Below are 12,222 nucleotides of genomic sequence, written 5' to 3' on the forward strand. Positions count from 1 at the left end.
GCCGCATCGTCGACACGATCCGCCAGCAACAAGCTCGTCTCGAAGGATTAGGGAGGCACGCATGATCGGTCGTTTTGTCCTTGGACTTGGGTTCTCGCTCGCGCTGGCCGCAGGCCCGGCGCTCGCCGACGACGTCACCGGCGTCTGGCTGCGCGAGAGCGGCGCCTCCAAGGTCAAGTTCACCCCCTGCGGCGGCGCCATCTGCGGCACACTGGTCTGGATCAAGGAGGGCACCGACACCCCGGCCAAGGTCGGCCAGCGGCTGTTCTCCGGGATGAAGCCGACCGGACCCAATGCCTGGGCCGGCAGCTACAGCAATCCCGATGACGGCAAGACCTACGATGCCAAGATGACGCTGTCGGGCGGCACCTTGACGACCGCGGGCTGCGCGCTCGGCGGCATCGTCTGCCGGTCCTCGACCTGGACGCGGGCGAATTAGAGCTCCGTTTGCGAATTTGCACTACGGTCTCACCGATCGAGGGCACCAATCGTCCACATGGCAGCGAAGGCACAGGCGCGACTGGGTTTTGTGCTGTTTGCGGTGATTGCCGCGGCAGCCGCGACGTTCGTGCTGGTGCGCCGCTCTGCGGCGCCGTCCGGCAGCGACCACCGGACGGTTCGCCAGCTCATCGTCCACTACAACCTGCTGGCGCGCCCCGATGATCCGATCATCGTGCTTGGCGACAGCATCGTCGAGGCGGCGACGCTGCCGGCCAGCGCCTGCGGGCATCCGGTCGTCAACGCCGGTCTCGCCGGCGCCGGGACGCGCAGCGACCTCGCCGGCTGGCTCAAGCCCGCACTCGGGCCGAAACGGCCGTTCGCGATCATCGTCTCCCTCGGCGTGAACGATGCACTGACCGCCAAGCCCGACTCCAGTGAGGTCTTCGCTGGACGCTACGAGGCCCTGCTGCGCGAGCTGTCAAAGCTCACCACGCGCATCTTCATCGCTGAGTTTCCCCTCGTCGAGGCGCGCGGGCCATTCACGCCAGCCATGGAGAAGGCCGCCATGGCGAGCATCGCCGGCTACCGCGCCGAGCTGCCGGACCTCGCGAGGCGCACCGGCGCGACCTTCCTGCCCCTGCCGCCGATGGAGTCGCCGTTCACGCTCGAAGGCATTCATCTGAATGCCACAGGCTATCGATCCTGGGACCAGGCGATCCTGCAGGGAACCGAGCTCGCCTGCCGCTGATCCCCGCAGGCAGCGAAAACAATCCTTCACTTCGCGCCGGCTAGGATTGGGCCGCACATCCCGTCGAGACGGTTAACGATCACCGCATGGCCCTGCCCTACACATCGACATCGCCTGGGACTCACAAGCTGCTCGGGCTCGAGCTGCTGCGTTTCCTCGCCACCATCTCGGTGCTGCTGTGGCACTACCCGCACTTCGCCTACATCGCCGATGCCCCCGTCGATCTCGTCCGCAGCGAGCTGCCGTTCTACAATGTCCTGTTTCCGTTCTATGAGCTCGGCGAATACGGCGTCGTGATCTTCTGGTGCATCTCGGGCTTCATCTTCTTCTGGAAGTACGGCGCGATCATCCCGGATGGCACGGTCGACGGCTGGACCTTCTTCGTCAACCGGCTGTCGCGGCTCTATCCGCTGCATCTCGCAACGCTGCTGCTGGTCGCGGGGTTGCAGGCCCTCTATGTCGCGCAGCACGGCTTCTTCTTCGTCTACCAGAGCAACGATCTCGCTCATTTCGTCGCCCAGCTTTTCATGGCGAGCGACTGGCTGCCGCCGACCGGGGTCAGCTTCAACGGCCCGATCTGGTCGGTCTCGATCGAGGTCCTTGCCTATGCGGTGTTCTTCCTGGCGCTGCGTTTCGTCACCACATCACCGCTGTTGAACCTGGCGATGATCCTGGCCGGCATCGCGAGCGGGACACTGGTCGGCAAGTGTTTCGTGTTCTTCTATGCCGGCGGACTGGCCGCCATGGCGCGGCAGAGCGTCGCCGATGCCTGGTATCGGCCGAAGCTCGAGGCCCTCGCTTTGAGCGCGGCTGTCGGAATTCCGATCGCTCTCTGGATCTCCGGCATTGAGCTGGCCGAGCGGGCCGCAGCTCTGCTGCTGGTCACCACGCCGATCCTGTTGTTCGCCTGCGCGAGGCCGATCGCCCTGCCGCGGCGCATCGAGAACCTGCTGCAGGCCGCCGGCAACATGACCTATTCCTGCTATCTGCTGCACTTCCCGATCCAGCTTGCGATCGCACTGGTTTTTGGCTTTCTAGGACGAGCAATTCCATACGGCAGCCAGTCGTTCTGGATTGGCTTCATGGCGCTGACCCTGTCGGCGGCGTACGTCACCTATCGCGGGTTCGAGGCGCCAGCGCAGCGGCTGATTCGTCGCGCACTGCTACGCAAAAACGAAACGGGGCGGATTGCTCCGGCCGCCCAACCTTGATCGCAAGACCGCCGAGCCCAGCGCTCGGGCAGGAGGGCATTGCCGGCGCGCCTCGCTCTCGCACCCTTGCACCTCTGTACCTTTTAAGATACACTCTTTCATGCTCGAAATCCGGCAGACCAGCGAATTCAAGGAATGGCTTCTTGGTCTGCGAGATGCGAGAGCAAAGGCACGTATTGCTGCCCGCATTGCCCGTGCTGAAGGTGGCAACCTCGGGACAGCAAGCCCGTTGGTGGGGGCGTCTCCGAAATGCGGATCGATTACGGCCCCGGCTATCGGGTCTATTTTCGCCAGAAAGGCAACGTCTTGGTGATCCTGCTTTGCGGTGGTGACAAGAGCACCCAGCGTTCCGATATCCGGCGCGCTCAAGAACTGGCCGAGAGAGAGGGGTAGCGAATGGCAACAACGCGCTTCGATGCCGCGGAATATCTTGCAGAGCCGGAGGCCCAAGCCGAGTTTCTGGCCGCGGCGCTTGAGGACGGCACCGCTGATGAAATCCGCGCCGCGATCAACACAATTGCCCGGGCGCGCGGCATGTCGGAAGTCGCAAAGGCAACCGGCATCCGTCGCGAACAGCTCTATCGGGCGCTTGGTGAAGACGGGAACCCGGAGTTCGCCACCATCCTGAAAGTGCTCCGCGCTCTCGGCGTGAAGCTCACCTCGGCTCCGCCTAAGACGGCTCCGAAGCGGAAGACCACCAAGAAGGCGGGCCGCCGGGCCGCGTAGTGAGATCTTCGAGACGGCATTGAATGTGCTGGTCGTTACCAGCCATTCAGCAGATCATCGGCCTCTTGCAACAGAGCCAAGATCCGACGGGATTGCTTGGGCGGCTTGATGAGTCCACCTCGGCCAGACCTATTGAAATCGCAATCGTCAAAATCAGGTCACGGACATGGCGGCTCTTGCATCCATCGCCGTGAAGGATCGCCGCGCATTTGCCGCGGCGATCCTGTTCCGAAGCGACCGTCTTAGTCAGCTGCCCCGGGTAAGGTACGGGTCTGACTTCAATGGGCTCCTGTCCGCAGGCTTACTTCCCCCAGATTTCCTCGGCGAGCTCGACGCAGAGGCGCAGCTTGGCCCACTGCTCTTCTTCGGACAGGATGTTGCCTTCCTCAGTCGAGGCGAAGCCGCATTGCGGGGACAGCGCGAGCTGGTCGAGCGGGGCGAACTTCGAGGCCTCCTCCAGGCGGCGCTTGATGTCGTCCTTCTTCTCGAGTTCGCCGACCTTCGAGGTGACGAGACCGACCACGACGACCTTGTTGCCCTTGGGCAGGAAGCGCAACGGCTCGAAGCCGCCGGCGCGCTCGCTGTCATACTCCAGGAAGTAGCCGTCGTAGTTGGTGTTGGCGAGCATGGTCTCGGCCACCGGCTCGTAGCCGCCCGAGGAGATCCAGGTCGAGCGGAAATTGCCGCGGCAGACGTGGGTCGTGATCGTCATGTCGGCGGGCCGCTCGGCGATCGCGTAGTTGATGATGCGCGAATAGATCTGCTGCAGGCCATCGGGATTGTCGCCACGCTCCCTGGCCTTCTGCAATTCGTCCTGCGAGCACAGATAGGCCCACACGGTGTCATCGAACTGCAGATAGCGGCAGCCGGCGTCGTAGAACGCCTTGACGGCCTTGCGATAGGTCTTGCCGAGATCCTCATAGAAGGCGTCGAGATCGGGATAGACGTCCTTGGAGATCGACTTGCGGCCGCCACGGAAGTGCAGCACGGCCGGTGACGGGATCGTCATCTTCGCCGTCACATGCGCAGTGTCGGCGTGCTTCTTCAGGAAGCGGAAATGGTCGAGCATCGGATGATCGGTCGGGAAGTCGAGCTTGCTGATCACGCGCACCGCGTCATGACGGGTCTGCACGCCCGTGAACTGGATGCCGGTGTCGGGATGGAACAGCTCGCAGCCAGTCAGCTTGGCGAGGAAGTCGAAATGCCACCAGGAGCGGCGGAACTCGCCATCGGTCGCAAGCTTCAGGCCGGTCGAGGCCTGGCGGTGCACGACCTTCTCGATCTCCATGTCCTCGATCTTTCGGAGATCGTCGGCCGAGATCTCGCCCTTCTCGAGTTTGGCGCGGGCTTCCTTGATCTTCTGGGGCCGCAAGAGGCTGCCGACTTCGTCGGCGCGGAATGGGGGCTTGGTGCGTTGCATGTGCTCACTCCTTGGAAGGCGTCGATTCGTTGGATAGACTTGTTGGGCTGGTTGCGATCTGCCTTGGCGTGCGATCCGGGCAAAGCGTCATGGACGGGTCCATCCCCTACCCCGTATCCGATCGGTATACAATTCCGTTGGAACGGGGAGCTTGGCCCGGTCCCCAGCCACACCGCTCGCCTGGGCTGCCAGAAATCATCCAGGGGTGATTTTGCGACCGTCTCCGGGTGGGCCGAGGCGGAAGGGCCGGGTTGCCCTTTGTCGGCGCTTCACGATCGTTCCCTGCGATGGCGAATCCTGCATACCAATGTGGCAGAGGCGGCGCGGCACACCGCAATCGACCCCCGCACCGCGTGCGTGAACCATATCACAACTGCAACCGAAGATAACGCTGCTCGGCTGCCGTCGAGCCGGTTGATCGGGTCAATGCGCCGCCGCGCTCGCAACCCCCAGATGCCGCTCAAGCGGCGCCGGATCGGCCTTCAACGCGCTGGACGGTGCATCATGCACGATAGTGCCGCGCTCCAGGATGACGACACGATCGGCCAGCGCGAGCAGCTTCTGCGCGTGCTGCTCGACGATAACAGAGCACAGCCCGCCGGCCCGGCTGATGGTGCCGATCGCGGCCAGCAGCTCCTCGACGATGATCGGCGCCAGGCCCTCGGTCGGCTCATCCAGCAGCAGCACCTTCGGGTTCAGGGTCAGCGCGCGGCCGATCGCCAGCATCTGCTGCTCGCCGCCCGACAGCTGGTTGCCGAAATTGTTGCGGCGCTCCTTCAGCCGCGGAAACATCTGGTAGACGCGCTCGACCGTCCAGGGGCCGGGCTGCGCCACCGCGGTCATGTTTTCCTCCACCGTGAGCGAGCGGAAGATGTTGCGCTCCTGCGGCACCCAACCGATGCCGGCACGGGCGCGCTGATCGGCGCGCAGGCTCGTGATGTCGGTGCCCGCCAAGGCCAGCTTGCCGGAGAAGCGGCGGGTGACGCCGACGATGGAATTGATCAGCGTCGTCTTGCCGGTGCCGTTGCGGCCGAGCAGCGCCAGCACCTGTCCCTCGGGCAGCTTGAGCGACATGTTCGGCAGCACGACCGCCTGACCGTAGCCGGCGCGCAGGTTCTCGATGGTCAGCAGATCGGTCATCACGCAGCCTCGCCGAGATAGACCGCCTTGACCTGCGGATCGCGCGCGACCTCGTCCGGCGTGCCTTCGACCAGCAGAGCGCCGGAGACCAGGACCGAGATGCGGTCGGCGAAGGAGAAGACGAGATCCATGTCGTGCTCGATCAGCAGCACCGTCACGTCGCGCGGCAGCGCGGCGACGGCGGCGAGAATGTCCTTGCGCTCGCCCTCGGGCACGCCGGCGGCGGGCTCGTCGAGCAGCAGCACGCGGGGCTTGGCGGCGATCGCGACGGCGATCTCGAGCAGGCGCTGCTTGCCATAGGGCAAGGTCGAGGTACGATCATTCATCACGTCGAGCAGGCGGAAGCTCTCCAGCGTCTCGGCGATCTCGGCATTGATGTCGTCGCGCGTGCCCATGCGCCGCCACCAATTGCCGCCGCCGCCGAGGCGCTCGGACACGGCAAGCCCGATGGTCTCCAGCGGCGTCAGGTCCGGATAGAGCTGATTGATCTGGAAGGTGCGCGACAGGCCGCGCAGCACGCGCTTGTGCACCGGCAGATCCGTGATGTCCTGGCCTTCGAGCAGGATGCGCCCCGCACTCGGCTCCAGCACGCCGGTGAGCTGATTGATGACCGTGGTCTTGCCGGCGCCGTTCGGGCCGATCAGCGCGTGGCGCGCGCCCGGCACGATCTGCAGCGACAGGTCGCGGGTGACGTGAAGGCCGCCGAAATGCTTGTCGAGGCCGCGGGTTTCCAATGCGTAGGTCATGGCGCCTCGTTATCGGTGAGGGCCACCGCGGCCTTGCGGCCGGCGATCTGGCGCAGGATGAGGTTGGGCAACCACAGCGCATAGGCGTGGATGCGGTGGCGGCCCACCAGCACGATGACGACGAGCACGAGGCCGATCCAGAACATCCAGTATTGCGGCGTGATCCACTGGAACAGCTCCTGCAGCATCCGGAACACGGCGGCGCCGATCAGCCCGCCATAGAGATAGCCGGAGCCGCCGATGACCAGCATCAGCACCAGGTCTGCGGAGCGCTCGAACGAGAACACGTCGAGCGAGGCCAGTGCCGTGGTCTGGGTGAACAGCGCCCCGGCAATGCCAGCATAGAACGCCGCGACCGTGTAGATCGCGATCAGGCGCTTGTTGACGGGAATGCCGACGGCGGCGGCCCGCAGCGGATTGTTCTTGATCGCGCGCAGCGACAGGCCGAACGGCGAGTGCACGATCGTCCGCGCCAGCAGAAACAGCACGAACAGCACCGCAAGCGCATAGAAGAACCCCGTCTTGCCGAACATGTCGAAGGCGAACACGCCGAAGATCGGCTGGATGTCGATGCCCTGGAGACCGTCGGTGCCGCCGGTGATGTTGGAAAAGCGCTCCGCCAGCGCCTCCATCAAGAGCGCGATGCCGAGCGTCACCATCAGTCGCGTCAGGTCGACACCGCGGATGACCAGGAAGCTGGTGGCGAAGCCAAGCACAGTGGCGGCAAGTCCCGCCACGATCAGCGCCAGCACCGGCTCATTGATGATGCCGTGCACCGAGAGCAGGCCCGCGCAATAGGCCCCGACGCCGAAGAAGGCCGCGTGCCCGAGCGAGACGATGCCGGCGTAACCGAGGATCAGGTCGAGCGACAGAGCGAACAGCGCCAGCCGCAGGATCTCGGTCATGATCAGGTAGCGCGATGGAAACGCGAGGCCAACCGCCAGCACGACGATCCAGAAGGCGAACTCGCTCCAGTGCCAGCGGCCGTGCTGCCTGGCGTGAAATCCGACCTCGGTTTGTGCATTCGTCGTCATGCGATCCTCACCGCGTCGCCGTGCGACCGAACAGACCGTTCGGGCGCCAGATCAGGATCACGATCATGATGGTGTAGATGACGAAAGGGCCAAGCTTCGGCACGTAATATTTGCCGGCAACGTCGCCGATGCCGAGCAGCAGCGAGGCCAGGAACGGCCCGGTGATCGAGGACGAGCCGCCCACGGTGACCACAATCAGGAAGTAGATCATGAACTTGAGCGGGAAGTACGGATCGAGGCCGAGGATCTCGGCGCTGAGCGCGCCGCCGAGGCCGGCCAGTCCGCAGCCGAACGCGAAGGTGAAGGCGAACACCTGCGGCACGTTGATGCCGAGGCCGCTCGCCGCGCGCGGATCATCGACCGCGGCGCGCAGCCGGCTGCCGAACCGCGTCTTGGAGAGCACCAGCTGCAGCCCCACTGTGAGCAGGCCGCAGATCACGATGATCATCAGCCGGTAGCGGCCGATGCCGACGCCGAAGACGTCGAACTGGCCCTGCAGCACGTCCGGCAGCTTGATGAAGATTCGCGAGGAGCCCATGATGTAGTCGACAGCGGCCACCGTCATGAAGACGAGTCCGATCGAGAACAGCACCTGGTCGAGATGGCTGCGCGCATAGAGATGCTGATAGAGTGTCCGCTCCAGCAGCGCGCCGATCATGGCGCTCGCGACGAAGGCCAGCGGCAGCGCTGCGAAGAACGGCCATCCCATTCGGTTGACGAGCACGGCGCAGACATAGCCGCCGGCCATGGCGAAGGCGCCGTGGGCGAGGTTGACGAAGTTCATCAGGCCGAGCGTCACGGCGAGCCCGCAGGCCAGCACGAACAGCAGCATGCCGTAAGCGACGCCGTCGAACAGGTTGGTGAGGATGGCGGTCATGGAGTCGAGTTTCAGTCCCCGGTCATCCCTTCATCCGAAGGGCATGCATACAACGCTTGCTCGGTCTGCGCCTCTCCCGCTTGCGGGGGAGGTCGGATCGCATCGGAACGATGTGATCCGGGTGGGGGAAATCTCTCCACACGACGCGTGTGCCGTGGGGTGCCCCCACCCCAGCCCTCCCCCGCAGGCGGGGGAAGGAGCGCACGGTCCGTGCGCGCTTGAGATGACGCCTATCGCGTCACTTCTTGGCCTTGCCCGGGTCCTTGACGGCGTCGAAGGTCTGGAACTCGACGTTGTAGAGCTCGCCGTCGACCTTCTCGACCTTGCGGATGTAGACGTTCTGAACGATGTCGCGCGTCTCCGGATCGATCGAGATGGGACCGCGCGGGCTCTCCCAGGCCATGCCCTTCATCGCAGCAATCAGGGAATCGCCGTCGGTCTTGCCACCGGTCTTCTTCAGCGCCTCGTAGATCAGATGGATGCCGTCGTAGCCACCGACCGCCATGAAGCCTGGACGGCTGTTGAACGCCTTCTTGTAGGCCGCGACGAACTCCTTGTTCTTCGCCGACGGATGCGCCGCCGAATAGATGTGCGCGGTGACGGCGCCGAGCACGGCGTCGCCCATGTCGTTGAGCAGGTCGTCGTCGGTGACGTCACCCGGTCCGATCACCTTGATGCCGCTCTTGTCGAGGCCGCGCTCGGCATATTGCTTCATGAAGTTGCCGCCCTGGCCGGCCGGCACGAACACGAACATGGCGTCCGGCTTGGCGTCCTTCATGCGCTGCAGGAAGGGAGCGAAGTCGGGGTTCGCCAGCGGAACCTTGATTTCCTCGACGATCTCGCCGCCGCCGGCGGTGAAATGCTCCTTGAACGAGGCCAGCGCGTCGTTGCCCGGCGCGTAGTCCGAGGTCAGGGTGGCGACCTTCTTGATGCCGTTCTTGACCGCCCAGTCGCCGATGATGGTGGAGGACTGCGGCAGGGTGAAGCTGGTGCGGACGATGTACGGCGACTTCTCGGTGATGATGGAGGTGCCGGCGGCCATGACGACTTCCGGAATCTTGCCCTGGGTGGCAAGCGGCGCGGCGGCGAAAGCCGCCGGCGTCACGCCGAAGCCGGCGATCACGTTGACCTTGTCGTTGACGATCAGCTCCTGCGCCAGACGCTTGGTGTTGTCGGGCAGCGCGGCGTCGTCCTTGAGGATGACCTGGATCTTCTTGCCGGCGACGGTGTCGCCGTTCTGCTGCATATAGAGCTTGATGGCATTGTCGATCTGCTTGCCGGTCGACGCCTGGCCGCCGGTCATCGGCACGATCAAGCCGATCTTGAATGCGTCTTCGGCCCGCGCCGCACCGGACGCGAGCGCAGCCGCGGCAAGAGCCGCACTGGCGAGCGTCAGTGTCTTGCTTCGCACGAACATTGAAACTACCTCCCTGGTCGGATCAGGACCGCAGCCCCCGGCCATTGTTGTCTTAACCGTGCGATCTCGTTCACGATATCGCGGGCGCATCGCTGCGGACTCGGGACCCCGTTGTCAATGGCGATCATGGGAGGCTTCGTGAACGGTAGGTTTCCGCAACGGACCACCAATCCGTGATTGGTATATTAATACCGACATCATCGAACGGCCAAATTTTACCAATTGATGGCAAATCGTTAGGGTCCGGGCCGCGGGTCGCCCGCAGCACGAAAGGTCCCCCATCAATGCTGGCCAGACGCCACCCTCGGACCAGGCTCTTTCCGGCCGCAACGATGCTTCTGGCCGTGGCCGGGCCGATCCTCGCCGGCTGCTCGTCGATCAATGAGAAGGTCGGCGCGGGGATGGGCGATCTGATGCCGCAATGGGCCGGCGGCCTGCCGGCCGGTGCGCCGCCCCGTCCAGGAACCCCGGAATACGACCGTTTCATGCAGGAGCGCGAGCGGCAGCGGCAGATGCCGGCCGCCGAACGCGACAAGGAGACGCAGTCGAACGCCAACGCGCAGGCGACCGTCCCCGGCCGCTGACGGGCGGTCGCGACATCAATCCATGAAGACGACGGTCTTGCGCCCGTTGAGGATGACGCGATCCTCGAGGTGATAGCGGATCGCCCGCGCCAGCACGCGCCGCTCGATGTCGCGGCCCTTGCGCACGAGGTCCTCCGGCGTGTCGCGATGGCTGATGCGCTCGACATCCTGGTCGATGATCGGACCCTCATCGAGATCCCGGGTCACGTAGTGAGCTGTGGCGCCGATCAGCTTGACGCCGCGCTCATAGGCCTGGTGATAGGGTTTTGCGCCCTTGAAGCCCGGCAGGAACGAATGATGGATGTTGATGCAGCGGCCCGACAGGCTCGCCGACATCTCGTCCGACAGGATCTGCATGTAGCGCGCCAGCACGACGAGATCGGTCTTCGTCTCATCGACCAGCTTCAGGATCGCCTGCTCCTGGTCGCGCTTGGTGTCCTTGGTCACCGGCATGTGGTGGAACGGGATGTCGCCGAAATCGAGCCCGGCATAGGTCTCCCGCGGATGGTTGGAGACGATGGCGGTCGGAATCATCGCGAGGTCGCGGGTGCGCCAGCGATAGAGGATGTCGACCAGACAATGGTCGAACTTCGACACCAGCAGCATCACCCGGCGCTGCCCGGCGCGGTCACGCATCTGCCAGTCCATCGCAAAGCGCTCGGCGATCGCGGCGAAGCCGGTCTGCAGCGCCGGCAGGTTGACGGCGAGATCGGCGGCCGTGAACACCACCCGCATGAAGAAGTGCCCCGTCTCGAAGTCGCCGAACTGCTGGGCATCGAGGATGTTCTGGCCGTTATGGGCGAGGAAGGTGGAGACGGCCGAGACGATCCCGGGACGATCCGGGCAGGACAGGGTCAGGACATACTGGTGGTCGGACATGGCGATGACGTACCGGGCGGATGATGTGAGGATGAATGATGCGGCAGGCTTGGCGCCCGTTCGGGCCCTGCTCTATCACCCTCCACGCCCTTGCGCCAACGCTCGGCGCGGGGGCAGGATGAACAAAACATCAACTCTCAAACTTCGAGCATCGCCATGGCTGACAGGCTGACCGGCAACCGCATCCTGATCCTGGAAACCCGCGAGGAGGCGCAGTTCTCGCGGCTGCTCGCCGAGCAAGGCGCCGACGTGCTGCAATGTCCGATGTTCACGATCCAGGATGCGCCGGACCCCGCGCCGATCGAAGCCTGGATCCGCCGCTGCATCGAGCGGCCGTTGGATGATCTCGTGCTGATGACCGGCGAAGGTCTGCGGCGGTTGATGACGGTGGTGCGGAGAATCGGGCTCGAGACCGAATTCATCGCGGCGCTTCGCAAGGCCCGCAAGTTCACCCGCGGCCCCAAGCCGGGCCGCGCCTTGCGCGAGCTCGGGCTCGAGCCGCAGGTCACGACCGAGAAGCCGACGTCGGAAGGCGTCGCCGAATTGTTGGCGCGCTTCGACCTCAAAGGCCACCGGCTCGGCCTCCAGCTCTATCCCGACAAGGATCATGCGGCGCTGATCGGCGCCATCGCGGCCGCGGGCGCCGAGGTCGATCCGGTGCTGCCCTACGTCTACGACGCCAAGGCCGCGGATGCGAACATCCTCACCGCGATCGACGAGATGATCGCCGGCAAGGTCGACGCGATCGCGCTGACGAGCTCGGGCCAGCCGCGGCGGCTGTTCGACGTCGCCAAGGCACATGGCGTCGAAGACCGCCTGCGCCAGGGACTGGCGCGCACGCCGATCGCCTCCGTGGGGCCTGTGGTCACCGAGGAGCTGCATGCCCATGGCGTTGCGCCGACGATCACGCCCGCGGGCGAGGCCTATTTCATGAAACCGCTGATCTCGGCCATGGCGGTGACGCTCAGTGGAAAGCCGCCGCGGACGGCGACGAGCTGA

13 protein-coding genes and 1 pseudogene are annotated in these 12,222 nt (G+C 64.8%); 7 read left to right on the top strand and 7 right to left on the bottom strand.

From position 1 onward, the window contains the following. Positions 1 to 61: 61 nt before the first annotated feature. From QW868_RS10855 to QW868_RS10875, 5 genes and pseudogenes are all read left to right on the top strand, one after another. Positions 62 to 439, top strand: coding sequence for a DUF2147 domain-containing protein (locus QW868_RS10855; RefSeq protein ID WP_315738976.1), 378 nt, complete (start codon positions 62 to 64; stop codon positions 437 to 439). A gap of 57 nt (positions 440 to 496) precedes the next feature. Further along, positions 497 to 1,189, top strand: a complete 693-nt coding sequence (locus QW868_RS10860; RefSeq protein WP_315796585.1) for an SGNH/GDSL hydrolase family protein — start codon at positions 497 to 499, stop codon at positions 1,187 to 1,189. Between the two features lie 86 nt (positions 1,190 to 1,275). Further along, positions 1,276 to 2,400 (top strand): acyltransferase, encoded by a 1,125-nt coding sequence (locus QW868_RS10865; protein WP_316230546.1) that lies wholly within the window; start codon positions 1,276 to 1,278, stop codon positions 2,398 to 2,400. Positions 2,401 to 2,500: 100 nt separating this feature from the next. After that, positions 2,501 to 2,793 (top strand): annotated as a pseudogene (locus QW868_RS10870) (type II toxin-antitoxin system RelE/ParE family toxin). Between the two features lie 3 nt (positions 2,794 to 2,796). Next, positions 2,797 to 3,126 (top strand): addiction module antidote protein, encoded by a 330-nt coding sequence (locus tag QW868_RS10875; RefSeq protein WP_315777077.1) that lies wholly within the window; start codon positions 2,797 to 2,799, stop codon positions 3,124 to 3,126. A gap of 301 nt (positions 3,127 to 3,427) precedes the next feature. Here the strand turns inward: QW868_RS10875 and QW868_RS10880 are convergent, their stop codons facing one another. The 6 genes from QW868_RS10880 to QW868_RS10905 form a co-directional block, all read right to left on the bottom strand. After that, positions 3,428 to 4,546 (bottom strand): cobalamin-independent methionine synthase II family protein, encoded by a 1,119-nt coding sequence (locus QW868_RS10880; protein WP_315777076.1) that lies wholly within the window; start codon positions 4,544 to 4,546, stop codon positions 3,428 to 3,430. 423 nt (positions 4,547 to 4,969) lie between these two features. Then, the gene (locus QW868_RS10885; RefSeq protein ID WP_315782789.1) at positions 4,970 to 5,686 is read right to left on the bottom strand and encodes an ABC transporter ATP-binding protein; all 717 of its coding nucleotides are present in this window, start codon (positions 5,684 to 5,686) and stop codon (positions 4,970 to 4,972) included. Continuing rightward, positions 5,686 to 6,432, bottom strand: coding sequence for an ABC transporter ATP-binding protein (locus tag QW868_RS10890; protein WP_315738986.1), 747 nt, complete (start codon positions 6,430 to 6,432; stop codon positions 5,686 to 5,688). The genes QW868_RS10885 and QW868_RS10890 overlap by 1 nt, the downstream gene beginning before the upstream one ends. Next, a complete protein-coding gene (locus QW868_RS10895; RefSeq protein WP_315738987.1) occupies positions 6,429 to 7,466 on the bottom strand; it encodes a branched-chain amino acid ABC transporter permease in 1,038 nt (345 codons plus the stop codon). The genes QW868_RS10890 and QW868_RS10895 overlap by 4 nt, the downstream gene beginning before the upstream one ends. A 7-nt stretch (positions 7,467 to 7,473) precedes the next feature. Next, positions 7,474 to 8,343, bottom strand: a complete 870-nt coding sequence (locus QW868_RS10900) for a branched-chain amino acid ABC transporter permease (RefSeq protein WP_315738988.1) — start codon at positions 8,341 to 8,343, stop codon at positions 7,474 to 7,476. Between the two features lie 238 nt (positions 8,344 to 8,581). After that, the gene (locus QW868_RS10905; protein ID WP_315712906.1) at positions 8,582 to 9,760 is read right to left on the bottom strand and encodes an ABC transporter substrate-binding protein; all 1,179 of its coding nucleotides are present in this window, start codon (positions 9,758 to 9,760) and stop codon (positions 8,582 to 8,584) included. Between the two features lie 332 nt (positions 9,761 to 10,092). Between QW868_RS10905 and QW868_RS10910 the strand changes: the two genes are divergently transcribed. Beyond that, a complete protein-coding gene (locus tag QW868_RS10910) occupies positions 10,093 to 10,344 on the top strand; it encodes a hypothetical protein (RefSeq protein ID WP_315738989.1) in 252 nt (83 codons plus the stop codon). Between the two features lie 15 nt (positions 10,345 to 10,359). Here QW868_RS10910 and purU read toward each other — a convergent pair whose 3' ends face one another. Continuing rightward, positions 10,360 to 11,223, bottom strand: a complete 864-nt coding sequence (gene purU, locus QW868_RS10915; protein WP_315738990.1) for a formyltetrahydrofolate deformylase — start codon at positions 11,221 to 11,223, stop codon at positions 10,360 to 10,362. A gap of 156 nt (positions 11,224 to 11,379) precedes the next feature. On the opposite strand from purU, the gene QW868_RS10920 reads away from it, so the two are divergent. Next, positions 11,380 to 12,222: a uroporphyrinogen-III synthase gene (locus QW868_RS10920; protein WP_315738991.1), complete on the top strand. Its 843-nt coding sequence runs from the start codon at positions 11,380 to 11,382 to the stop codon at positions 12,220 to 12,222.

Origin of the sequence: Bradyrhizobium sp. SZCCHNR1051, assembly GCF_032489615.1 — a bacterium.
Lineage (GTDB): Bacteria > Pseudomonadota > Alphaproteobacteria > Rhizobiales > Xanthobacteraceae > Bradyrhizobium.